The organism is Dawidia soli, assembly GCF_018598185.1.
Lineage (GTDB): Bacteria > Bacteroidota > Bacteroidia > Cytophagales > Cyclobacteriaceae > Ohtaekwangia > Ohtaekwangia soli.
The window spans coordinates 153,651-177,734 of record NZ_JAHESC010000003.1 but is presented as its reverse complement, the minus strand read 5'-3'; the positions used below and the strand labels follow the sequence as shown (position 1 = coordinate 177,734).

Below are 24,084 nucleotides of genomic sequence, written 5' to 3'. Positions count from 1 at the left end.
TATTCACCTAAAACCCCAATTTATTATGAATAAATTTAAATGGACGGCGATCTTTCTGGTGAAAGGTGCCGCCGATAATTCCCTGGAGCTTCTCCAGTTGTTGCAGCAATTGCAGGCCGTCAAGAAGTCGGCCGAGGTAGCCGTGATCGTCGGTATCAATATCCGGGCGGAGAATATACCCTTGTCGTTGCAAGACCCGGGCATTACCACGGCGGTTGGTTGGACAACGTTATTCTACTCGCTTGAAGCCGTCGGGAATGGCTGCCGCTTCAGGTTTATATGTGAAAAGCAAACGTTCAAGCTGGCTGTCCAAGCCGATGTTGCTGACTTTTTTAAGAATAGTGTGCTTTCTTTGTATATGGCCGATCGTTATATTCTCTTCACGTGGGATCATGGCCAGCCTTTTGGCATTTTTCCGGATACCGGTAAAAATCTTATGGCGGCCGTAACCGCGGAGGCGAAAGCGAAGACAACCCCTGCGACATTCCACTTCCGTTTACTGGAGCAGCTGGAACAGGAAGGCAAATCTCAAAAAAATATGCGGCGTGCGGCGGCCACGGCTACAGAGGACGACTTGCCCATTCTGACGATCACCGAGCTGCGCCAGGCTATCGAGTGGGCCTTTGGCGATGACAAGATCGACGTGCTGGTGATGGCCAATTGTTACCTGCAGTTTTTCGATACCGGCTATGAATTAAGTAGCTGTGTGGATTACCTGATCGCCTTCCAGACTGAAATGTTTTTCCGCGACGCTTTTGATTACACCATGATCCTGGAGGCTATCAGCAATGATCCGCTGGTTATGCCTGAAAATCTTTCAAAAGCCATTGTGTCGTCATATGCCCTGCAGCGGACACAAAGGAACCAGGAATCGATGAATTCGGTTGCCCTGTTTGCAAATAACCTGTCGTGGTATCCTGTTGTGGCGAAGCTCATTGACCAACTGGCGATCGACCTTATACGCGAGATGCCGCGCTATCGCGACCGTATTATGAAGGCGATCGAGGAGTGTGAATATATTTCTCCGAATATTCCAGCGTTCTGTTTAATTGATTTTCGGAATTTCTTGCGCTGCCTGCACAATGAACTGCCATCGTTATTCAGCGTGATACCCTATGAATATTTTGAAACCATACTGCGCGAATTGGTAACGGCCTCTCATATTGGACATGATTTTGTAAATGAGATGGATATACGGTTCAGGGCACCGTCTTGTTTTTCGATGTATCTGCCCAAGAAACTGAGCGATTATAGAACGTCTTTTCTTAGTAATTTTATGCTTGAGACGTCCTTGTCTCCGACGTTGTTCGTGAAAAGATTTAGCTGGGAAATGTTTATCTATCAATTCATCCAACCGTCGGCCCGGATGGCACCCGCTGCTCCGGCATCTGTCGCAAATGTTAAAAAAGTGGCATAATACAAAAGGAGGCTGTGTCTTATCGATACAGCCTCCTTCGTTTCGCGCTTTGGTTCGGCGGCAGTCTATGCCGCGCCTGTGCCAGGAACTTTTGAATTAACGCGCATGCTCACATTGAGTACCGTGGCGTTTTGTCCGATACTGGATAGGGAAGCTGTTAGTTCGGTGCCAAAGGCACTGCCACCGGTGAGCTCGAATACATCGCGGTAGGTGTGACGCCGTGGGTTGCTTGCCTCCGGATTTTCCGTAGCAGGTCTTGGCTCAGAGATGATCGGGAATGACAGGATCATGCGTGTTTGATCTTCTGAATACGTGAGCGTCGGAGCGCTCTCGGCATTGAAATCGACAATTTCACTTCCGAGTCGGAATCTTCTTTCCATAGTGCTGATGTTTTTGGATTGTGTAATTGAATTTTTTTCGTGAGGTCCAGCGAATCGTCACTGTTTATTCACGCTACAATATTGGTGCATGGAAGACTGTCGCAGAACGGGATTTTTCACGGTGGGCCGGTTCTTTTCAAGTCGCGTGCCCACGTGAAATTTCCCGGTACGGATTGGTTCTTTTTCACATTGAATACGAGGACTGAACAGGAGAAATTTGAATCAATAAAACCCCAAAAATTATCTATGGAACTCTCTAATACAACCGACCTCTGGGTATACGTCGTGACCGTGCTTTTTACCCTGAGTGTGATCACGGAAAAGCTTACACAACTGGTTCGCCAGTATCCAACGCAATTCAAGTGGCTCACCCTCGTGATAAATGCCTTTCTTGTTATCGCGTTGGTGAAATCCTGGGGGAACCTGGATAATAGCCTGATATGGCTTACTATTCTTATAAGCGTCATCACGGTAGTATTGGTTATCGGCAAGTTCTGGTTCACTAACCCTTTTACAAAAGAAAAGGTAGCGCTGGTGGCCTTTCAGAATATTCAAAAGAATAGCGGTGATAAAACGGCGCAAGAACAGGAGATAACTTTATTGAGCCTATTGCTGGGTCTGGTTGTAGCCGTCATTTTCGATATCAACCTTGTTGAGTTGATCCAGGCCAAGTCGGACAAAATTGAGTTGACCACAGCAGTGCCGGTGGATCTTACCAACTTTCAGTTTGTTGTCACCAGCATTAAGCCCATGGTGGTGCTTGGCTTCCTCCTCACGGGTTTCTTTCTCACGTTTGGCTCTAAGTTCTTTCATGACTTGCTGGACCTGTTGCTGGAGGTTAAGAACCAAAAGCGGAATCTGAATCAGGCTACAAAAGGGAACGAAGCGCAGCTGATACGCTTGCAAATGGACAATAAGGCTTCTTTGCTGCCACACGCAGACGCAGATCATCGTAAACAGCTCGAAAGCGAGATTCAGATACTGAAAAACAGACTTACCCGGCTGATTGCTGCCTGATGCGCATGGAAAAGCAAGCGTTGCTGGTAGCTCCTGGAAATGTGTATAAAACCCTTCAACGGGGATGGTATACTCCACTGAGCTTTTCGGGATTTAACGTAGAACGTATGAATCGCAAACTGGTTGATAAGAACTGGAGTATTCAATGCTTACAGGATGAGAAGGCGACAAAGGAAAATGTGTTGCAATTTTTTGACAAGCCTGCGCTTAGCCGGAGTCGGGAGATACTCTTTTACTATTGTGGGCATGGTGACTTCTCAAGTGTAGATGGGCAGGGAGAATCTGGCAGCAATATTCCTGATGAGTTCCTGGTGCTATATCATCAGCGCTTGGAATTCCGTGCAGGTAATATTGGAGCTGCTTTTAGGGATTTTTTTCTTACCGATGACGAACTGACCGGAATTGTGCAGGACATCCTGAATCGCGAGGTAGCCCTTACAGTGATACTTGACTGCTGTCACGCTGCCGGCATGATTGATCGCGCCGAGCAGTTCATAGTCGGTGATGCGCCGATGGCGTTATTTGCCAGCAGCACCGAGGAAGAACGATCGTTTGCCAATAGTGACACGAGTTTTTTTACCGAGGCTTTACTTATGGCATCGGGCGAAAGCACACAACTGGCGGGCTTGCGGCAGAAAACACAGGAAAATCTGCGGCGGCTGTTGCCCAGACAAGAAAGTATTATTCTTTTTAATCGTACTCAAAACCACAAACTCAACTTTATATGAATTCGAAGTGCCTGATCATATTGCCGATAGCCGTTCTGATGTGCTACTGTGCCGTGGCGCAAAAGATGGAGAAGAGAATTATTCACGCCAAAACATCAGTTGATGTAAACCTGGACAAGGCGGTCAGCGATAAGCTCGCTGGTCTGGATACGACAAAATTACTGACTTTTATCAATGATATCGGTGTGCCTGCGATGGGCCGTGCGGGTACGTTCAATGATTGGTGGAAAAGCAAGATTGAAAAACAGATGTTGAAAAGACAGGCGATCTTCGTGTTTACCAATGTCAATCCAAAACAAACAGACAAGATTGCAGACCTGCTCCTGGTCAAGCAAGATATCGAAGCCTATACGGAAGCAATATTAGTGGAAATACAAAAGTATGATGCGATGCCTATTTTGTCGGCAAAGCGTGCGATAGCGGTCATCGATGGGGAGTTGGCTAGAATCAATCAGGAAAGCCAAAGGGCGCCTTATCAAACTGTGCGCGCTGACATTGTCAAACACATTGACGTTTCCCTGGGCCAGACCACCCGGGACAGTGCAGCCGAAGCCATATCAGCACTTATCGAAACGCTCTCGGATGTTCGAGCCTTTCAGATCGAAAAATACAAGGAGCTTTACACTTTGATATACAATACAACAGAGACGACGAATACGGCCATTCTTCATTCTACAGACGGAAGGACGTGGGACGAGGACCTAGTTGCTTGCGACAAGATACTAATGGTGTTGATCGATGGCTCGGGAAAATTGGCAGCGGCGAACTTTTACGCGGAGACGCAGAAGTCAGTTGTTTTGCAGGAATTTAATGACGTCATCGGTATTGTGAAGGATGCCGGCATTTTGTCAATGGGGCCGGCCGGAAAAGTCGGATTGGCTACCATGACGGCAAAGGCCACCTTTATTGAACTTGAGAAGAAGAAGATGAATGCTCCTGTGAACGTAGTGGCACTTTTTCCAGGTGAAGATGCCAATGGTGAAGCCAAGAACGATACGGTGAAAATCAAGATTAAAGAGAAGGTAAATCTGTCTTTTCGTGTAGGTGTTTCAAGTGCTTTGATCGACCGGAAGATGTTTAAGATCGATAATAAACAACTGGTGATCGAGCTTGATAGCGCCGACAAAGAGGAGTGGAAACAGCATCTGATCCTGACGTTCAACCTGAATCCGTGGTATCGCACGGGGGACTATAGCCCAGAGATGTTCAAGTACGACAAGGAGAATAGTTTCCTGCGGCGGTTGAGTGTGTTTGTGGGGATGAACCTATCGCTGGCACCACTGGATAATATATACTTGGGAGCTGCTTATGACCTTTCTAAGAATTTTACGATCAACGGTGGCGCGACATGGAACAACACTATACAAAGTGGTAAGATCGATATCGGTGAAATCACTTCAGTGAAGGACGCGCTGAAGCTATCCAACAAGAAGTATGGCGATGCAAAATGGTTTTTTGCATTAACGTTCCGGCCGGCTGTCATCAGTGATTTGCTGGGATTGAAGAAGGATAGCGACGAAGATTAGTAGTTGACTATACGACCCTTTTAAACGATTACTCCGGTCTCAGCGGATGGCTTCATAGATGGGCTCTTAAAAGCAACGCTGGGTACCGGTGTTTTCGTTTTGGAATCAGAGTTGCACGTGTACGTGGTCGTCGTGGCGCACGGAGTAGCACGCGTGCAGCCGGATCTTTTTACTCTTGAGGCGGAGGCGTTTTTTCAGGTGTGGCTCGAGGTAGAGCGTGTTAATGCCTTGTTGGTTTATAAAGGCATTGATCATGGCTTGCGTTCGAGCCCGGTCGAATTCCAAATGGTCGGACAGCGGCATCCACCCATACATAAAGCTATATTGCCAATGTTGTGGCGCGCAGATAGACGGTCTGTCGGGTTCGCCTTTGTGTGGCGGCTCTGAACCGCCATAGCCGATGGGAGAAGGGTTGTCGTTGCTTTGCCTGCCGGTAGTCTTGTCGGTGTAGAGGAAGGCGACGTCCAGCTTCCGGCCGTCGTTGTGGCTGATGTGGGGCAGGAGTGGGTACCCGTTGCGGAAGGGGAAGTTGGCATCCATATAGTTAACGACGGTGCCTGGATACTTTTTGTTCATTTCGTCGCCTACCGCGTACGTGATGGTCCGCAGCTCGGGGCGTACGTAGTTCCGGTTGAGTAAGGCCGTCCAAATCGTTAAGGGCTTTACGTGGTGGGTCTCGGTAAAGGGAAGTGGCACTCGCCCGTACTTTTTAGCGATGGGCGGCATTACCAGGAAAATGGTGATCAGGTATAGACCGATGAAGATGGCGTACCGCGTGGCGATCCTCCAGTATCGTTTGGCCATGCGTTTGCGGACCAGGAGATAGATTATCCACGATACTAAATAGATGATGCCGCCGACCTGGGTGGCAACGGTCAGGAACACGGCTGCTGTGAGTACGGCTAGAAAGACTATGTATTTCAAAAGAGTGCGTGATGGTATAGACGTCTAAACGGCTTACCTCTGACCTGGGTTACCGGGGTTTGATATCGGGGTGGACCTCCTCCCGTTTTGCCTGGATCTCCAGTGCCCACCGTTCAAGCACGTTCACGGCTACTTCCAACTTGACCGGCTTGCTGACGTAGTCGTCCATACCTGCGTTCAAACACTCCTCACGGTCGCCCTGCATAGCGTTGGCTGTCATAGCGATAATGACCGGCTGCCGCCCGCTCATGGCCCGTATGCGCCTCGTTGCCTCCAGACCGTCCATTTCGGGCATCTGTACATCCATCAGGATCACGTCGTAAAACCCGCTGGAAAATTTCTGAACGGTCTCCAGTCCGTTTTGACCTATCTCGACGTTGTGGTAGCCCAGCTTGTCGAGCACACGCAGGGCGAGTTTCTGATTTACGGCGTTGTCTTCGGCGATCAGGATCCTGAGTGGATATTTGTTGGCGAACTCTTCAGACAGTACCTGGTCAGGCCTTGTGGCGACCACAGGCACTTTCACGATGCCCGGTCTGAGCGATGCCTGTATGGCCCGGCATAGCTGCTGTTGCTTTACCGGTTTATTCAGCACCTCGTTAAACAGGTCGGGGTATTTCTTTTTGCTTTCGTCGCCGATCGAGCTCAATAAAATGATCGGGAGGCGCGAATGCCTGGCTTTGATGCGTTGCGCCAGCTGCGTGCCGTCCATATCCGGCATTTGCATATCGGTGATCACCAGGTCGAACTCGTCGTGATACGATAGGATCTCCAACGCCTTGTGGGCAGAGATCGCCAGGGTTGGCGTAAGTTTCCATTGTTCGAGCTGCGTTTTCAAGATGGTGAGGTTGGTCGCGTTGTCATCGATGACCAGCACCGTTTTGCCTTCGTTGCCCACGGTGTTGCAGTGCACATATTGCCGCACGGATTCCTGGCTGATCCTGCCCTTGATCATAAAGCTGAAGGTGGTGCCGACGCCGGGCTGGCTCTCTACGTCTATCGTGCCGCCCATCAGCTCTACCAGGCGCTGGCTGATCGCCAGGCCCAGGCCGGTGCCGCCATACCGGCGTGTGGTGGAAGAGTCGACCTGCGAAAAAGGCTTGAATAATTTCGAAACCTTGTCTTCGGGTATACCGATGCCCGTATCCTTAACGCTGAACGCCAGCTCGATCTCGCTGCCGGCTACGCTCATCAGGTCTATCCGCACGAAGATCTCGCCCTGGTGTGTAAACTTCATGGCGTTGCCGATGAGGTTGAGCAATACCTGGCGCAGGCGGTACCGATCTGATATGATCTGTGCCGATACCTGGTAATCGATCTGGTAGACGAGGTCCAGTCCTTTTTGCGCGGCCTTCATGGAGAATACATCCATCACTTCCTCTATGCATTGCCGCAGGTCGAAAGTCTGGAAGTCCAGTTCCAGGTTACCGGATTCGATCTTTGAAAAATCCAGGATGTCATTGATCACCGTCAGCAGTGCATCGCCGCTGGTGATGATCGTATCGGTGTATTCGCGCTGCTCTGCGGTCAGCATTGTTCCGGCCAGCAACGAGGCCATGCCCAGCATGCCGTTCATCGGGGTACGTATTTCGTGGCTCATTGTGGCCAGGAATACTGTTTTAGCATTATTGGCCCTGTCGGCCTCTTCCTTGGCACGAAGCAACGCCTCGCTCAGCTCCCGATATTCTTTTTCGCTTACTTCGAAGGCATGCTCTGAAATTTTTTTGTCGCGTTCGAAAGCCTGGTACGTGTTGCTGACCACGTTCAGCAATTGACATAACGACTCGTCCTGCAGTTGTTGTTCCGTCAGTAATTTCTTGATCTGTTTCTCGAGCAGACTATGATACATTTTATGATTCGGAGAATGTAGTGATGGTCATCGTTTGATTGTGCAGCTCACAGCGTGTCAGCGGGGCAAAGGGTGAGATCTCCCCGTAAGAATAAAAGCCGGCTACGGGAATGTTTTCGCCGAATATATCTTTGGCCGCGGCTACTTCTTCGTTTGTGCGCGCCTGCAGAATGAGCTTGCGACCCACGCAGCTGATGAATAAGGCCAGCTCGGGATTACTTCCGGCGAGGTTTGTAAAAGCACTTTGGGCGGCGAGCGACGATCCATCAATCAATTTGTCGAAGTTGGCTTTCATGAGTCGTACCGTGCTGCCCTGAGGCAGATTGCCGGCAAACACCATCGATTTATCTTGTTCATTGATGCTGAGGATCGTTCGCACCACAGGCTCATTCGAGCCTTCTTCCTGCATCGAAAGTGGAAACAGCAACGCTGAGCCGGGCAGCTCGTCCTTATAGGGCCCCAGGTATTCCTTGTACAGGTCGAGGGCATTTTTTCCATCTATCTCATAGAGCACATTCTTTTCCGCGCGGGTGATCTTCTTCAGGGGGCCGAACTCATCCCAGCCGCCGAAATAGCCGTGACCGATGTGGAGATCGTTGCCGTAAAAACCGATGGCAATGACCGTGCCTTCTTCCGGCACCTGGTCGAGGCCTACAAAGGTTTTGTTAAACCGGTCACCATCGGCCGCCAGCCCGCCGGTGACGGGAATGTTGTCCGGGTTATTCTCGTTGAGGCCGCTCACCAGCTCGCTTCCGTTGACATACGTGCCATCGGAAATCACCAGCACCGTATTCAGACCGTCAGCCAGCAATTCCCGCATCAGGTATTTACCCGTTTCGTAGCTGTTGTCATGCTGGTCGATGTGGGTAGCACAGCATTTGATGGCCGTCTTTTCAAATTGAATGGCCGTAACGGCAATGCTGTTGTCGTATACGTCTTCGTCCATGATCTCCCCCGCGGTAGAGCAGGAAACAATGTTTCCCTTCGGAAAGAATTTCCGGATCTCATCGAACGATGCCTGCCGGGTGATCAACCCCGGCTCGCCGAAAACAAGGATCAGTTGTGCTTGTTTCGCATCAAAGCCGGACGTGGTAAAATTGTTTTTCCATTGCCCGCCCATGTATTGGTATTGCTTGATCTTCATAAAATGGTATTTCATGGATTAAGTGAGAATTCAACGGTTATTCAGGTAAACAGACTTTGCAAGCGTACCGGCTGGTACGACATTTAAGATAATGGATTTTAATAATTTCAGAAAACAAAATTCGAACTATCCACCTTGTGGCAGATGTATCGCCGGTAAAGTGTATAAATGATTTTTATGCTTTTGTATATGAACAACCTGTAACCTACGGGTTGGAGGCTACCACTAGGCTGTCCGATGTATCATGCGAAAAGATCTGGTTGGGGATTTTTGAATGAGGATCAAATCCTCCGGTAGAGATTGATTCACAATCCTCAAAAGTCGAAACGGAGATTAGTTCGGGTAACTAACTTGGCAGCGTGCGCATCTATTTTCCAAAACACCCCCCACGACGGTTGGGGCGCCAGGATGGGCTGATGGCGCAGTCCTGTATACAAGTTACGAGTTTCTACCAGAACGTAGAAATAAAGCCCCGTTAAGATTATAAGAATAATGATCGAGCCAGAAGCATGGGGGGCGTTTGTTGGTTGTTGGAGGTGAGAATCGTAAATTGAGACGGATCAAAGTCTCATGCGTTTTATTTGTTTGCGGTTGTTGCTGCTTATTATATTTTTCGTCTTCGGATGCTCACCCGGAGATCAGCTCGAACAAAATTTAGCGCTGATCCGGTATTTGGAGCCATTGGACGTCGTTCTCGAAAAGCCCCGATCCGGTGAGTGGCTTTTTGAGCATCCTGAACCGGGTCAGACATTTGAGGCCTACAGGCAATCCAAGCCGGTGTCGCCGGATGGAACCCGCAGGTATATTTATCTCCAGCCCATCGGTGCGCTGACACCTATACAGGAGGAGGTGTTGCGATATACCGCCGAATACCTGCAGATCTTCTTTGGACTGAAAACGATCATTGCCGAACCGATAAGCGACAGCGTCATACCGGCACGTGCACGCCGGGACCGGGAAACAGGGGAGCAACTGCTCACCAGCTATATTCTATACGATATATTGGAGAAAAACATACCGTCAGATGCTATCGTGGTGATGGCTGTGACAGCAAAAGACCTTTACCCGTCCGATTCCTGGAATTTTGTATTTGGTCAGGCTTCAACGAAGAAACGGGTAGGGGTGTCGTCTATTTATCGATTTACGGATACGGTGATGGATTCAATGACGTATCCTGTATGCCTCGAGCGTTTGATCAAGACCTCCTCGCACGAGATCGGTCATATGTTCTCCTGTCAGCATTGCACTCATGCCATTTGTGTGATGAATGGATCGAATAGTCTGTCGGAGTCCGATGGGCGCCCGAACCGCCTGTGCTCGGAATGTCATATGAAGTTATGCTGGAACCTGGGCTTCGATGTGCCTGAAAGGCTCCTGGCGTTGGACCAATTCTTTAGGAGGCATAAACTGTCCCAGGATCACCGTGCCGTTTCTAAAGACTGCGCCCGGATCAAACAGAAAACTCAATGACCTTTTTTGCGGATAGTATCCAAAATTATTCGGGCGCGTGAAAGACGACAATCATACCTCTGACCGGACAGACCATTCAGGGCGTGAGCGATGCGGTAAATGTATTAATCACGGACGACATCACGACCCTTGAAGAAAGAAAGGGTAAAGCCCGGCGCATTACCAGGAAACCAAAGGGGATTAAAAAATATCGAGTATTCTCTTCTCTAGCAACTTTACGTCCACCCTCTCAAGCGGGTGAGGAGTTTTTTCAAGCAATGAGAATTTTCCGTAGGGAAGAGCTTCGGCTACGCTTTGAGAGAATGTCAAGTCTGCAGTGTCATCGAGATCCCCCAGGAGGATAGATACCTGATGCGGAATGTTTTTCAATATCTCAATTGTCAGCGAAGGTCTGGCCCCCAGTTGCGTCATCATTTGAGCGGTTTTATGGAGGAGCTCTTTCCAGTCATTAGGAGCATGACGGTCCTGCAATACTCGCGCAAACGCTGGTATTTTTTCCTCTATCTTATCCGGATTCACCTTCTTGACTTCCCGCTCTGCAGCGCCCGGAGACCAGTCAAACTTTGTACCTAACGTTACAATCTTGCCTACACTATCCGGATGTCTATGCGCATGCCAGAGGGCTACATAGCCCCCCATGCTGTAGCCGAAAACTTCCGTGATCCTTAATCCGTTTTCTTTTTGAAAATGCAAAACATCTTCCGCAAAACCTTCAATACCAAAAGGATCACGGAAGGGCTTACCACCATGACCGGAGAAATTCAGAGCATAAACCTTGTGTCCACTTTCTTCCAAAGCGGTTTTCAACGGATCAAGCTGGTTTTTTGAGCCTAGTGCTCCATGAAGTAGTAAAATAGGACGCATGTCAATTCTTAGAAAATATCTCGTAACAAGCTTCTGGAAGATCTCAGGGTATTTTTTCAGATTTTGAATGTAGACCCTGCTCTTCATTTTTTTAATATGCTCCTCTATCGCTCTTGCCTGGGCATGCTGCAGATGATCGACAAAGAAGAATAACACCCCGTCATCAGCCTGAGCCGTAAAGCTTTTAGCAAATTCCTTATGGAGATGTTGCTCGACCCTATACTGAGATCGTTACAACTTTCCATATAAAATCGATCCAGCTTTCTGGAAAAGAGGATGTAAACAGAGGCCATAAAAGCAAAAAAGGGCTTGTCGCTGACAAGCCCTTTGGTACCCGAGGCCGGACTCGAACCGGCACGCCTTGCGGCACTCGATTTTGAGTCGAGCGCGTCTACCAATTCCGCCACTCAGGCATTCCGTGATGGGCCTAGACTTTAATGCCTGTTCCCTACACCCTTTTGGCAAATGGGTTGCAAATATGTGGAATCTTTCCCTGGGATGCAACCTGTCAGACCGTGATAAATTTTTCGAGTGAAAATGCTTCCGTACGCCCTGAAAACAACGGTTTTACCCGTCTCCAGACGTTGGCAAAGAGGTCGGAGGTGCGATATCGCTCCAGGTCGGCGGCTTCCTGCCAATGGCTCAACGTGGTGAATATGTGGGGGCTGGTGGCGTCTTTGAGCAGCTCGAGGTGGCGGCAGCCGGGGAAATGGCGGATGGCTTCCTTGTTCTGATTAAAAATTTCCAGAAACTCGGCGACGCCGGCTTCCGTAAAGTGCATGCGGACAATGCGGATGATCATGGCAGACGCTTGGGGGGTTATTCCTCGAAGATAATGTTGACGGCGCTGTCGTACTCCAGGCCGAGCAGCTCGGATGCGTTGCCTTTATAAATGCCGATCTCCAGCAGGCCAAGGCTGTTGAATACCAGAAAACACTCGCCGTCGTCGGCCTGGTTGTACTGGGTGTGGATGCGGCGGAATTTTTCACCGCCGAACTGGATAGTATATACCTTGTCGCGGCTGAGGATCTCGAAGGCCTCGCGCGGGATGTTGGTAATGAGGTTGCCCATGCCATCGACGCGGATCACGCTGCCGGAGATCTGCTTTTTGGTAGCCTTTACCTGGCGGTCGATCATCCTTTTAAATGCCGCCAGGGGCTTGCCCAGGTTGGTGATCGACACCCCACTGGCCAGTTTGGCGGCGGTGGGGGCGAAGATGTCGCGCTCGGGAAAGGTGGTGCTGATAGTATTGATCGCGTTCAGCTCGACCAGCTGCTGGTGCGACTTGTCGGTAACGAGGCCGAACAGCCCGTTATCACACCCGACGAAGAAGTGGTCTTCGAGCTGAAGAGCGATGGGAACGTCGCCCCGGTTGCCGGTAGCGTCGACGCCGACGAGGTGGACGGTGCCTTTGGGGAAATCGCGGAAGACTGCGCGGAGCACAAAGGCGGCGTGGCCGATGTCGGCCGGTTTGATCTTATGGCTGATGTCTTCGATGCGCACGCCAGGGTTGACGCTGATAATGCGTGCCTTGATCGCCGCCACGTAATGGTCACTTTCGCCTGAATCTGTAAGAAGGGTGACGATGGCCATGGTTGATGCTGCGGCGGATATTCGTTAAATTTGATGAGGCAAAGTAAGCATTTTTACCGCATATCGCGGAAATGAACTTTGCTCGGACAATTCCTGTATTGTTAGTACTTAAACACCAGATTTCATTTGATCGAAAAAACAGTAACTCTTGATAATATTTCCCTGATCGATTTTCTCGGGGTAGAGAACAAAACCATTGATTCGCTGGCGGCGGCTTTTCCCAAGAGCCGTATTGTGTCGCGTGGAAACCAGATCCATATCAAAGGCACGACCTCCGAAATCGTGCAGATCGATGATATCCTGAATTCCCTGGTCGAGCATTACCATAAATACGGCAAGGTGACCGAAGAGAACGTGCAGAACTATATCGACCACGAGCAGGAGCGTATGCTTCCGGAACATTCCGCCAATGGCAATGGGGACGACGTCATTGTGTACGGCACCAAGGGGGCACCGATCAAGCCGAAAACGGTCAACCAGCAGAAACTGGTCGACCTGGCAAGGGATAATGACCTGGTCTTTGCGCTGGGGCCGGCGGGTACCGGCAAGACCTATATTTCCGTGGCCATGGCGGTGCGGGCGCTTAAGAATAAGCAGGTCAAAAAGTTGATCATCACGCGGCCGGCGGTGGAGGCGGGAGAGAACCTGGGCTTTTTGCCGGGTGACCTGAAGGAGAAGATCGATCCCTACCTGCGGCCGATCTACGACGCCCTGCACGACATGATCCCGTTTGAAAAGCTGCGGTATTACATGGAGCGCGAGATCATCGAGATCGCCCCCCTGGCCTACATGCGCGGCCGGACCCTGAACAACGCTTTTATCCTATTGGACGAAGCGCAGAACACTACGCCCATGCAGATGAAGATGTTCCTGACGCGTATGGGGCCGGATTCGAAGATGATCGTTACCGGCGACGTGTCGCAGATCGACCTGCCGTCCAGGCAGAAGTCCGGCTTAAAAGAGGCGACCCGCATCCTGGCGGATGTAAAGGGCATCGGTATCCTCGAGCTGAACGAAAAGGACGTGGTGCGTCACCGCCTGGTGCGCGACATCATCGAGGCCTATCGCCGCGACGAGCCGCAGTAACGCATTTTTTGCGTACCTTCCAGCATGTACCGTTGGATTCCGTATGCATTCGTACGAATGGTTGTGTTTTTGTCGGTAGGTATCTTGCTGGCGATCCATGTGCCCGACTGTATCACTACCGGCCTTGCCCTGGCAACCCTGGTAGGGGTAGTCTTTGCCTATCTCCTTTTTCTGTATTGGCCCGGCGCTTCCTTTCGCCCCACCTGGCAGGGTGTGCTGGCGATGCTGGCGCTCTTTCTGACGGGCTATTTACAGGTAGGGTATAAAACCGAAAGCCGCCGGGACGACCATGTGTGGCAGGCAGGTGACTCCGTGCAATATTATCAATGCCGGGTGGTGCGCCAGCCCGTGCCGCGTGAGCGGGCGTGGAAAGTAACGGTGGAGGTGGACCGGGCCTATACCGGCGTATGGCGCCCCCGTACGGGGAAAGTGTTGTTATACCTTCGGCCGGATGTGCTGCCGGCGACGCCGACGTACGGCGATGTGTTATTGGTAAAAGGCACTCCAGCCGCTGTGCCGCCGCCGGCGAATCCCGGTGAGTTTGACTATCGGCGGTATCTGCAATTTCAGAATATCCACCTCCAGCAATTTTTACAAAAGGGACAGGTAATGTACATGGGACATGCTCCGCCGTCATGGGTCTGGGCGTATGCCTTACGGGTGCGCGGATGGGCGGCCGGCATACTGGCAACCTATATCGACGGCCGGGAGGAACAAGCGGTTGCCTCGGCGCTGGTGCTGGGTATGACCGACGATCTGGACCGCGATCTGCTCGACGCCTATTCTGCCACCGGGGTCGTGCATGTGCTGGCGGTTTCGGGACTGCACGTTTCTATTCTTTTTCTTATTCTCGGGTGGGCATTGAAGCCCGTACAGGCATTCCGTTATGGGCGCGTGGTGCTGGCGGCGGTGAGCCTGATTGTGCTGTGGGGGTATGCTTTTGTGACGGGATTGTCGCCGTCGGTGCTGCGGGCGGTGACGATGTTCTCGTTCGTGGTAGTGGGGCAGGCTTTTTACCGGCAGGGGAACGTATATAATATGCTGGCAGCGTCGGCCTTCTTTCTGTTGTTATACAATCCGTATCTGATCATGTCGGTTGGCTTTCAGCTTTCCTACCTGGCGGTGCTGGGCATTGTATACCTGCAGCCCTGGTTGTACAATCTGTGGGAGCCCTCCAGCCGGGTGTGGGATGAGCTTTGGAAGATGACCTGCGTGACACTGGCGGCACAGCTGGCGACGACGGCAGTGGTATTATTTTACTTTCATCAATTTCCGAATTACTTTTTGCTTGTGAATCTCCTGCTGGTGCCGGGGTCTTCGATCGTGCTGGTGGGTGGGCTGGTGTTGCTGGCGTGCAGCGCAGTGCCCGGAGTGGCCGGCGTCCTGGGATATATTCTGACGGGGTGTATCCATGTGCTGAATGGTATCGTGACGACGGTGGCAGCGTTTCCTTTCAGCGTATGGAACAATGTATACCTCACGCCCCTGCAATGCTGGCTGTTATTGGCAATGGGTATTTTCGGGGCGGTGTGGCTGCAGCATCGGCACTATGGTTATGGGGTGGCGATGCTATGCCTGGCCATGCTGTTCTCGGCGAGCCGCTGGCACTATATCTTTCGCGAAGTACGGCCGGCGCGGATGACCGTTTACAAGGTGCCGGGACACAGTGCCTGGGACCTGGCGGCCGACGGACGTGTGCGTTTGTATGCCGACGCTGCGTTAGACGAGCGGAAGCGGCGGTTCCATATACAACCCAATCATCAACGTTGTGGGGCGACAGGCGAGGTAGTAGCCGACGTTGTGGAGCGGAACGACGCGGTGCCGGGTGCGCGGCTGCTGGTGTGGCGCAAAAAAACTATCCTGCAGATCAAGGGGCCGGAGTTCCGGATGCCGGGGCACCTGTCGGTCGATTACCTGATCATTTCCAATAATGCCATAAAAGATATAAAATTGCTGGCGGCGCATATCGATGCCGGGCAGATCTTGCTGGACAGCAGCAATACGTATTATTTTGCTGCCAGGCTCCTGCAGGATGCTGTGCCGCTCGGGTTGCGGGTGCACTCGGTGTGGCATCGCGGCGCATTTCAGGAGATAACAGGATAAACCACTCACCTCTATACTTATGCAGTATGTAGACTACTCGGTTGCCGATCGTATCGCAACGATCACCCTGAACCGGCCCGACAAGCGCAATGCGCTAAGCCGTGAGCTGATCACTGAATTAAAGGATTCGTTTCGACAGGCGGAAGGTGATGACGCTGTCAAGGTCATCATTCTCCGGGCTGCCGGCGAGGCGTTTTGCGCGGGTGCCGACCTGGCGTATTTGCAACAGCTGCGGAACTTCACACATGCCGAGAATGTGGCCGACTCCACACACCTGAAGGAACTATACCTGCAGATGTATACCTTGCCCAAGGTGATCATTGCGCAGGTGCAGGGGCACGCGCTGGCGGGTGGCTGTGGACTGGCGGGTGTCTGTGACTTTGTTTATGCCGTGCCGGAAGCGAGGTTTGGTTATACGGAAGTGAAAATAGGATTTATACCGGCCATCGTCATGGTGTTCCTGCTTCGCAAGCTGGGCGAGGCGCAGGCCCGTCAGTTGTTGTTGCGGGGTGATCTGATCAGTGCCGAAGAGGCGCGTCGCGTGGGCCTGGTGACAACGGTGGTGCCATCGGCCGATCAGTTGGCGGGAGAGGTGATGGCGCTGGCGCAGCATTTGTGTCGGACGAACTCTGCGAGCGCCATGGCCCTGACCAAGCAGATGATGGCCCGGGTGCCCGAGATGCCCCTGGAGGCGGCCCTGGCCTTTGCGGCGGAACGCAATGCCGATGCCCGGGCAACGGCCGACTGCCGGCGCGGCATCGACGCCTTTTTGAACAAGGAGAAGATCCTCTGGTAGCGCGTACGCGCCTCATTTGCTATATTTCCTGCGGTGGAACAAGCTCTTTCCATATTACAACAGTACTGGCAGTACCCCGGTTTTCGCCCGGGGCAGGAGGAGATCATTGCCTCGGTGCTGGAGGGACGCGATACGCTGGCCCTCTTGCCGACGGGTGGCGGCAAGTCTATCTGCTTTCAGGTGCCGGCGCTGGTACTCGACGGCATCTGTATTGTCATCACGCCGCTGATCGCGTTGATGAAGGACCAGGTGGAGCAGCTGCGGAAGCGCGAGATCCAGGCAGTTGCCATTCACTCGGGCCTGCGGAAGGCGGAGATCGATATATTGTTGGATAACTGTATTTACGGGCAGATCAAATTTTTATATGTTTCGCCGGAGCGGTTGCATACCGAGCTTTTCGTGGCGCGGGTGAAACAAATGAAGGTCTCGCTGATCGCGGTGGACGAGGCCCATTGTATTTCGCAGTGGGGGTATGATTTTCGTCCGTCATATATGCGTATCACGGGTTTGCGGGAGCTGTTGCCCCAGGTGCCCGTCATTGCGCTGACGGCTACGGCTACGCCCATCGTGCGGCAGGACATTGTAGAGAAGCTGGCCTTCCGGCAGCCGATGGGTGTCTTTCAACAGTCCTTTGCCCGGGCCAACCTGTCGCTGGTTGTGCGGAAGGCAGAAAACAAAGAGCAGAAGCTGTTGGAAATCTTGCGAAAGGTGCCGGGTCCGGCCATCTTATACGTACGCTCGCGCAAGGCGACGCAGGAGATCAGCGAGTGGCTGGTGCGGCGGAACATTTCGGCGTCGTATTACCATGCCGGGCTGGACTTTGAGGAGCGCGGTCGCCGGCAGGATGATTGGATCAAGAATCGTACGCGGGTGATCGTGGCGACCAACGCCTTTGGTATGGGCATTGACAAGCCCGACGTGCGGCTGGTCGTGCACCTGGACCTGCCGGAGAACATCGAGTCGTATTACCAGGAAGCCGGCCGTGCCGGCCGCGACGGGCAGCGCTCGTTCGCCACCATATTGTACCAGGATGGTGACATGACGAGTTTGCAGTTTAAGGTGACGCAGAACCATCCGCCGCCGGAAGTGCTTCGCCGTACATACCAGGCGCTGGCGAATTATTACCAGCTGGCGATCGGGAGCGGTGAGGGACAGAGCTATGACTTTGACCTGCACGACTTTGCAGACCGCTTTCAATTTCAGCAGGCGGAGGTATATGTGGCGTTGAAAAAGCTGGAAGAGGAGGGGTTGATCCAGTTTACGGAGAGCTTTTACAACCCGTCGCACCTCCACTTCCTGATGGATAAGACGCGGTTGTATGAGTTTCAGATCGCCAACGCGCGGTTTGATCCGTTTATCAAGATGTTATTGCGGCTTTACGGCGGCGAGCTGTTCACAGGCTTTGTGCGTATATCCGAAGCGTTCGTGGCCCGGGCCATGAGCGCCCGCGAAGGAGATACACGGGCGGTATTGCAACACCTCGATTCGCTGAAGGTGGTGATATACCAACCGTTGAAGGATAAGCCGCAGGTAACGTTCATTTTGCCGCGCCAGGATGCGGACCGTCTGCCGCTCGACCTCGGGCGGTTAGAGACGCGTAAGAAATTGGCGCTGGACAAGGTGCAGGCCATCACGCACTATGCCCAGCAGACCGAGCGTTGCCGCATGGTGGTCATGCAGGAGTACTTTGGTGAAGAAGCTATCGGCGTATGTGGTCTGTGTGATGTCTGCCTGGCACAGCGCAAGGAGCAGGATGCCTCGGCGGTGGAAGAGCTGCACGAGGAAGTTCTGAACGTACTCCGCGCCGCGCCGATGAGCATGGAAGAGCTGGAAGAGCGCATTGCCCCACGCGACCGCGAGCTGTTCGTCGATATCGTGCGCGAACTGGTGGACGGCGGCAGACTGGTGTATGACGAGGCCTGGAAACTGCGCCACGCGCGGTAACGATTACATTTGAATGCATGAAAAGACTTCTCAAGATCGCATTAACACTACCGGTATTTCTCGGTATCACCATGTTGCTGACGCATTGCTCTTTTAAACGACAGGCGCGTAAGCTCTATGCGGAAGCGGCCAAAGAGAAACCCTTTGATGTAGTGATCGTGCCCGGTGTGCCGTATGAGAAGGAGCGCACGACGCGCGTGATGAACATGCGCATTTTCTGGGCCAAGCATTTATACGACAGCGGCTATACCCGCAACATTATCTTTTCGGGGTCTGCCGTGTACAGCCACTTTGTAGAAGGCAAAGCTATGAAGATGATTGCCGACTCGCTGGGTGTTCCGCCAGAGCACACTTTTGCGGAGACGAAAGCTGAGCATAGTACAGAAAATATATACTATTCATGGAAGCTGGCGAAGGGGATGGGTTTTCAGAAGATTGCACTGGCGACTGATCCGTTTCAGTCGGCTATGTTGAAGAGCTTTATTCGGAAATATTGTCCGGGGGTGAAGTCGGTGCCCGTGGTGACGGAGATTCTTGACCTGGAAGGTAAGACGTTGCCGGTCATCGACACGGCTACGTTGTATGTGCCCGACTTTGTTTCGATTATGGAGCGGGAGTCTTTTTGGAAACGCTTCCGGGGAACGATGGGTAAACGTATTAAGGAAGAAGTTCGTCAGGAGGAGGAAGCGAAGAAGGGCCAGTGACGTGGCTGGCGGGCAGAGGAAGCCGACGGCAGTTACAAACTGCCGACAGTTCCAGGCACCCGCGATAGCTATCGGGGTTACGCACCTTCTCCGCCGGTTGGCGGATCGGTGCTAAACTTGCGCCAGCAACAGCATACTTTACTGCGTTAGCAGCTCCTGGGCGTTTTCGAGTGCAATCTTAGAAGGCTTTTCACCACCGATCATCTTGGCGATCTCTTGTACGCGGTCCTGGGCTTTAAGCTCGCGGATGCTGCTCATGGTTTTGGCGGCCGAGTGATCTTTATACACGAAGTAATGTGCGTCGCCCTTGGCGGCTACCTGGGGCAGGTGGCTGATGGTGATGAGCTGGTGTTTCTTGGACATGCTCTTCATGAGATTGCCCAACTTGATGGCCACTTCGCCGGAGATACCGGTGTCGATCTCGTCGAGCACCAGTGTGGGCATGGCCGTCTTTTCGGCCATGACGTATTTGATGCAGAACATGAGGCGCGAGAATTCGCCGCCCGACGCTACCTGGGCGAGCGGGCGCGGTGCTATGCCTTTGTTGGCGCTGAAGAGCAGCTCGATCTTATCCATGCCGGCGGGCGTGGGCTCGGCCGGCTGACGGTCTACGGCGAGCGTGGCATTGAGAATGCCGACCTCCTGGAGCAGCTTGACAAGTTGTGTTGTCAGCGGTGTGAATACTTTCTGGCGTGACTCGCTCAGCTTGGCGCCGGTAGCCCGCACGTTCTTTTCAGCCGCTTCAAAGGCTGCTTTGGCTTTGGCCAGTGCTTCGTCGAGGTTGCCGGTAATGCTGTTCTTTTCTTCGAGACCATTGCGCAAGGCGATGAGCGCCGGTACATCGGCCGCGCCATGCTTTTTGAGCAGGCGATAGAACAGGCTCAAACGCTCTTTGATGAGCTCGGAGCGCTCGGGATCGAATTCGATGTTCTCCTCTTCGCGTTCTACTTCGTTTAAGATGTCGTCCAGCTCGATGATGACGCTGTCGAGGCGTTGCAACAGTGCGTTATACGACTCGGAGTAGGAGGCGATGTGCTGCAGGTGGCCGCGGGCGTCACGCAGGCCGTTGCGCGAGGCATACTCGGATGTCGAGAGCACGGACAGGATACCCTGGAAGCGGCTCTTGATCTCTTCGGCATGCTCCATGATCTTGAGCTCTGACTCGAGCTTTTCCTGCTCGTTGTCCTCGTCCAGCGCTGCTTTGTTCAGCTCTTCCAGCTGGAAGCGGATATAGTCGGCTTCCTGGCGCAGGGTGTCTGCCTCGTCGCGCAGGTTTTCGTATGCTTTTTTTGCTTTGGTATAGGCGGACCAGTCCTCGGCGTATTTGTCGGTGAGGGTGGTGTTCTCGGCATAGGCATCGATCAACCGCAGTTGAAAGGCCTGGTTGCCCAGCGCCAGGGTTTCGTGCTGGGAGTGCACGTCCATGAGCAGGCCGCCCAGCTTCTTCATGACTTCGAGCGTAACGGGGGTGTCGTTGATGAATGCCCGGGACTTGCCGCCGGGGCTGATCTCGCGGCGGATCACCGTGGTATCGTCGTAGTCGAGGTCTTCGGCTTTGAAAAATGACTTGAGCCGGTAATGGCGGATGTCGAAGACGCCTTCGGTCACGCATTTCTCCTGCTCGTCCCACAGCACTTTGCTTTCGGCACGGTTGCCCATGAGCAGGCCGAGGGCACCCAGCATAATGGACTTGCCCGCGCCGGTTTCGCCGGTGATCACGTTGAGGTGGGCAGACGGCTCGAGCTCCAGGTGGCGGATAAGGGCGTAATTTTTAATGGTCAGGTGCTTCAGCATCAGGCGTTCGTATCGAAGTAGATTTCTGTCAGGGTAACAAACGGATGGGTGGTCTTCTTCTGGCGCATGTTTCGCAGCGTGATGCCGGTGGCGTTTACGTGCTCTACGGTGCCGAATACAACCGTGCTGTCCGTCAGCACAATATTAATTTGTTTGCCCACAAATTCATCGATTCTTTTCCGGATTTGCTCCGGATCGCTCAGGCGAAGTTGTTTGGTCCCCATGGATGTCGGCGCGGATGGCTTAGTTCTGGATGATCTTGGCGTAGTCGGCTCGTGTAGAAGAGGGGTCGAGCGTTTGGATGACGTCGTATGCCTCGCGGCGCACGGGCAGGTTGCCGGACGAGAAGATGTTCACCAGCTCTTTGCCCTTGGCGTCGAAGAAGCTGGTCAGCAGCACGGCCGTGGGGTTTACGTCGCGTACCTTTTTAATATCTTTTAACCCTTTGAGAATGATCTCCCGGCTTTTGTCAGGGTCTTTGTCGAAGATGTCGAGGGCCAGGCGGTGGTAGGCGTATACCGCTTTGCGCAGGTCGTTCATCTGCGGATTGTTGAGGTTCTCGACGATCCAGTAGCGGTTCCGGTTGCTGCCCATGGCGTCCCACCCCGGGCGGTTGGATTGCTGCGCGTTGTTCACGGCCTGGCGTGCCTGCTGGAAGAACGGCGTGCCGCCCATCTCGCTAAAGGTATCGTAGTCGATGCCGATGATGAGGTATGCATACACCGCCAGCATGGAGGTGAGGTTGTTGGTAAAGGTATTGTCGTTGTATTCCAGGGGCTGCGACTCGACGTATTCAAACTCCCAGTCGCGGTCGGCAAAGTTGAAGACCAGCGACGAGTAGTTGGAATTGTATACAGGGCGGGCCGACTGTACTTGTACCGAGGCTGCGAAGCTGGTCGGTGAGTTCATTTTTGTGATCGTAATGAGAATGTTGCAGGCGATGCGTTCGTAGTTCTTGTATGTATCGTTTGTCCACTTGCGGGTGTTCATGAACTGCTCGATCGCTTTTTTCATGTCGGGAAAAATGGTGCGGTCGTTGGTCTGGATCTGCGTGGCGTTAACGGCGACGGTACAGTCCAGTTCCTGGCCTTGTGCGACAACGGCCCAAAGAATACAACCTGCCAGGAGTGCTTTTTTAATCATGCAGCTTTTCAATAATGGCATTGACAATGTCCCGCGCTACATCCTTCTTATCCTTCAATTCGAACGTTCGCACCCCGTGTTTATGATCGAGAATGGTGACTTTGTTCGTGTCGTGTCCGAAGCCGGCGCCTTTGTCGTTGAGTGAATTTAACACAATGAGGTCAAAATTCTTGGCGTCGAGCTTTTTCAAAGCGTTCTGCTGCTCATTTTCGGTTTCCAGCGCAAAACCGGCCATGACTTGCCCGGGGCGTTTTACCTTTCCCAGCGACGCTGCAATATCGCGCGTTTTGGTCAGGGCGAGGGTGAGGTTTCCGTCGGTCTTCTTGATTTTCTGTTCAGCCTTCTCTACGGGACGGTAGTCCGCCACGGCCGCGGCCAGCACGGCTATGTCACTTTCGGAAAAAAGCGAGGCGCTGGCCTGGTACATCTCTTCTGCCGATACAACCGGTATTACGTTGATGTTGGAATGTTGCGCGCGTTGCTGGGTGGGCCCACTGACCAGGTTTACACGGGCACCTTCACGGGCGAAGACTTCCGCCAGGGAGAAGCCCATTTTACCGGTAGAGTGGTTGCTGATGAACCGCACGGGGTCGAGCGCCTCCTGGGTCGGGCCGGCAGTGATCAGCACGGATTTGCCATGGAGACGGCCCGTAGCCTGAAAGAACTTTTGCAGCGCGTCGAAGATCTCTTCGGGTTCGGCCATGCGGCCGTGCCCCGTCAGGCCGCTGGCGAGCTCGCCATAGCCCGGTGCGAGAATGATATTGCCATAGGAGCGGAGCTTGTCGAGGTTGCCTTGTGTAGCGGGGTGCTGCAGCATGTCCAGGTCCATGGCAGGGGCCAGGAAGACGGGACAGCGTGCGGAGAGGTATACCGCCAGCAGCAGGTTGTCGCAGATACCGTGGGCCATTTTGGCTGCGGTGTTGGCGCTGGCGGGGGCGATGACGAGGGCGTCAGCCCACAGGCCCAGGTCGACGTGGTTGTTCCACTGACCGGTCTCGTCACGAACGAAGCTCGTGAGAACGGGGTTTTTGGAGAGCGTGGAGAGCGTCAGGGGGGTGATGAAATCGCCGGCGGCTGGGGTCATGACGACCTTTACCGTTGCGCCGGCCTTCACCAGCAGGCGTGTAAGCATCGCCGATTTATAGGCGGCGATGCTGCCGCTCACGCCGAGTACAATTTTTTTGCCTTGCATGCGCCAGGTCTCGTTACAGGTTGACCGTTATCCGTTAACGGCTGCTATTGTGTTACAATCAACAGATAACGATTAACGGCTCGCGCTTAGTCTAGTTTCAAGTCAGCGTCACTGCCACGACGACGGAAGCTCAGGTCGCCATCGAGGAACTCGTCGGTAGCGATGTTGGTCGGCTTCGGCATGCGCTCGTAGAACTTGGAGATCTCGATCTGCTCGCGGTTTTCGAACACTTCTTCGAGGTTGTCTACGGTCGTCGCAAACTCAGCAAGCTTGTTGTTGAGCTCTTCTTTCATGTTTATGGCGATCTGACGGGCGCGTTTCGAAATAACTACTACAGACTCGTACAGGTTGCCGGTCGGTGCAGCGATCTTTTCTACGTCGCGGGTAATGATGGATGATTGAACTGCCAT

General features: G+C 52.8%; 22 protein-coding genes and 1 tRNA gene. 10 read left to right on the top strand and 13 right to left on the bottom strand.

Annotated features, from left to right (window positions below; all coding sequences use genetic code 11):
• Window positions 1-58: 58 nt before the first annotated feature.
• Window positions 59-1,417, top strand: coding sequence for a clostripain-related cysteine peptidase (locus tag KK078_RS30610; protein ID WP_254088825.1), 1,359 nt, complete (start codon window positions 59-61; stop codon window positions 1,415-1,417).
• 65 nt (window positions 1,418-1,482) lie between these two features.
• Here the strand turns inward: KK078_RS30610 and KK078_RS03345 are convergent, their stop codons facing one another.
• The gene (locus tag KK078_RS03345; RefSeq protein ID WP_254088824.1) at window positions 1,483-1,797 is read right to left on the bottom strand and encodes a hypothetical protein; all 315 of its coding nucleotides are present in this window, start codon (window positions 1,795-1,797) and stop codon (window positions 1,483-1,485) included.
• 246 nt (window positions 1,798-2,043) lie between these two features.
• Here KK078_RS03345 and KK078_RS03340 point away from each other — a divergent pair, with 246 nt between their 5' ends.
• From KK078_RS03340 to KK078_RS03330, 3 genes are all read left to right on the top strand, one after another.
• Window positions 2,044-2,814 carry a hypothetical protein gene (locus KK078_RS03340; RefSeq protein WP_254088823.1) on the top strand — a complete coding sequence of 257 codons (771 nt, stop codon included), beginning with the start codon at window positions 2,044-2,046 and terminating at the stop codon, window positions 2,812-2,814.
• The gene (locus KK078_RS03335) at window positions 2,814-3,542 is read left to right on the top strand and encodes a caspase family protein (protein ID WP_317195866.1); all 729 of its coding nucleotides are present in this window, start codon (window positions 2,814-2,816) and stop codon (window positions 3,540-3,542) included. The genes KK078_RS03340 and KK078_RS03335 overlap by 1 nt, the downstream gene beginning before the upstream one ends.
• Before the next feature lie 65 nt (window positions 3,543-3,607).
• Window positions 3,608-5,068 (top strand): hypothetical protein, encoded by a 1,461-nt coding sequence (locus KK078_RS03330; RefSeq protein ID WP_254088821.1) that lies wholly within the window; start codon window positions 3,608-3,610, stop codon window positions 5,066-5,068.
• A 105-nt stretch (window positions 5,069-5,173) separates the two neighbouring features.
• Here KK078_RS03330 and KK078_RS03325 read toward each other — a convergent pair whose 3' ends face one another.
• Genes KK078_RS03325 through KK078_RS03315 form a run of 3 tightly spaced genes read right to left on the bottom strand, consistent with a single transcriptional unit; the run spans window position 5,174 to window position 9,000 of the window.
• Entirely contained in the window at window positions 5,174-5,992 is an 819-nt protein-coding gene (locus tag KK078_RS03325; RefSeq protein WP_254088820.1) for a hypothetical protein, read from the bottom strand.
• 49 nt (window positions 5,993-6,041) lie between these two features.
• Window positions 6,042-7,841 carry a response regulator gene (locus KK078_RS03320; protein ID WP_254088819.1) on the bottom strand — a complete coding sequence of 600 codons (1,800 nt, stop codon included), beginning with the start codon at window positions 7,839-7,841 and terminating at the stop codon, window positions 6,042-6,044.
• A 1-nt stretch (window position 7,842) separates the two neighbouring features.
• On the bottom strand, window positions 7,843-9,000 hold the full coding sequence (locus tag KK078_RS03315; protein WP_254088818.1) for an FIST signal transduction protein: 1,158 nt from the start codon (window positions 8,998-9,000) through the stop codon (window positions 7,843-7,845).
• 555 nt (window positions 9,001-9,555) lie between these two features.
• Between KK078_RS03315 and KK078_RS03310 the strand changes: the two genes are divergently transcribed.
• Window positions 9,556-10,455 carry an archaemetzincin gene (locus KK078_RS03310; protein WP_254088817.1) on the top strand — a complete coding sequence of 300 codons (900 nt, stop codon included), beginning with the start codon at window positions 9,556-9,558 and terminating at the stop codon, window positions 10,453-10,455.
• Window positions 10,456-10,635: 180 nt separating this feature from the next.
• On the opposite strand, the gene KK078_RS03305 is transcribed toward KK078_RS03310, so the two are convergent.
• The 4 genes from KK078_RS03305 to KK078_RS03290 form a co-directional block, all read right to left on the bottom strand.
• Window positions 10,636-11,406, bottom strand: coding sequence for an alpha/beta fold hydrolase (locus tag KK078_RS03305; RefSeq protein ID WP_254088816.1), 771 nt, complete (start codon window positions 11,404-11,406; stop codon window positions 10,636-10,638).
• A gap of 241 nt (window positions 11,407-11,647) precedes the next feature.
• Window positions 11,648-11,732, bottom strand: a tRNA-Leu gene (locus KK078_RS03300).
• Window positions 11,733-11,827: 95 nt separating this feature from the next.
• Complete coding sequence (locus KK078_RS03295) at window positions 11,828-12,121, bottom strand: putative quinol monooxygenase (RefSeq protein WP_254088815.1); 294 nt, start codon at window positions 12,119-12,121, stop codon at window positions 11,828-11,830.
• A 17-nt stretch (window positions 12,122-12,138) separates the two neighbouring features.
• Entirely contained in the window at window positions 12,139-12,912 is a 774-nt protein-coding gene (locus KK078_RS03290) for an SAM hydrolase/SAM-dependent halogenase family protein (protein ID WP_254088814.1), read from the bottom strand.
• 126 nt (window positions 12,913-13,038) lie between these two features.
• Here KK078_RS03290 and KK078_RS03285 point away from each other — a divergent pair, with 126 nt between their 5' ends.
• The 5 genes from KK078_RS03285 to KK078_RS03265 are packed head-to-tail and all read left to right on the top strand — an operon-like array spanning window position 13,039 to window position 19,545.
• A complete protein-coding gene (locus KK078_RS03285; protein ID WP_254088813.1) occupies window positions 13,039-13,998 on the top strand; it encodes a PhoH family protein in 960 nt (319 codons plus the stop codon).
• Window positions 13,999-14,022: 24 nt separating this feature from the next.
• A complete protein-coding gene (locus KK078_RS03280; protein WP_254088812.1) occupies window positions 14,023-16,101 on the top strand; it encodes a ComEC/Rec2 family competence protein in 2,079 nt (692 codons plus the stop codon).
• Window positions 16,102-16,120: 19 nt separating this feature from the next.
• Window positions 16,121-16,897, top strand: a complete 777-nt coding sequence (locus KK078_RS03275) for an enoyl-CoA hydratase/isomerase family protein (protein ID WP_254088811.1) — start codon at window positions 16,121-16,123, stop codon at window positions 16,895-16,897.
• Window positions 16,898-16,930: 33 nt separating this feature from the next.
• A complete protein-coding gene (locus KK078_RS30605; RefSeq protein ID WP_254088810.1) occupies window positions 16,931-18,841 on the top strand; it encodes a RecQ family ATP-dependent DNA helicase in 1,911 nt (636 codons plus the stop codon).
• 17 nt (window positions 18,842-18,858) lie between these two features.
• Window positions 18,859-19,545 (top strand): YdcF family protein, encoded by a 687-nt coding sequence (locus tag KK078_RS03265; RefSeq protein ID WP_254088809.1) that lies wholly within the window; start codon window positions 18,859-18,861, stop codon window positions 19,543-19,545.
• A 138-nt stretch (window positions 19,546-19,683) separates the two neighbouring features.
• On the opposite strand, the gene recN is transcribed toward KK078_RS03265, so the two are convergent.
• The 5 genes from recN to KK078_RS03240 form a co-directional block, all read right to left on the bottom strand.
• The gene (recN, locus tag KK078_RS03260; protein WP_254088808.1) at window positions 19,684-21,339 is read right to left on the bottom strand and encodes a DNA repair protein RecN; all 1,656 of its coding nucleotides are present in this window, start codon (window positions 21,337-21,339) and stop codon (window positions 19,684-19,686) included.
• On the bottom strand, window positions 21,339-21,563 hold the full coding sequence (locus KK078_RS03255) for a hypothetical protein (protein ID WP_254088807.1): 225 nt from the start codon (window positions 21,561-21,563) through the stop codon (window positions 21,339-21,341). Before KK078_RS03255 ends, recN begins: the two co-directional genes overlap by 1 nt.
• A 19-nt stretch (window positions 21,564-21,582) precedes the next feature.
• A complete protein-coding gene (gene porD, locus KK078_RS03250) occupies window positions 21,583-22,482 on the bottom strand; it encodes a type IX secretion system protein PorD (protein ID WP_254088806.1) in 900 nt (299 codons plus the stop codon).
• Complete coding sequence (gene coaBC, locus KK078_RS03245) at window positions 22,475-23,674, bottom strand: bifunctional phosphopantothenoylcysteine decarboxylase/phosphopantothenate--cysteine ligase CoaBC (RefSeq protein WP_254088805.1); 1,200 nt, start codon at window positions 23,672-23,674, stop codon at window positions 22,475-22,477. The genes porD and coaBC overlap by 8 nt, the downstream gene beginning before the upstream one ends.
• An 86-nt stretch (window positions 23,675-23,760) precedes the next feature.
• The gene (locus tag KK078_RS03240; RefSeq protein ID WP_254088804.1) at window positions 23,761-24,084 is read right to left on the bottom strand and encodes a DNA-directed RNA polymerase subunit omega; all 324 of its coding nucleotides are present in this window, start codon (window positions 24,082-24,084) and stop codon (window positions 23,761-23,763) included.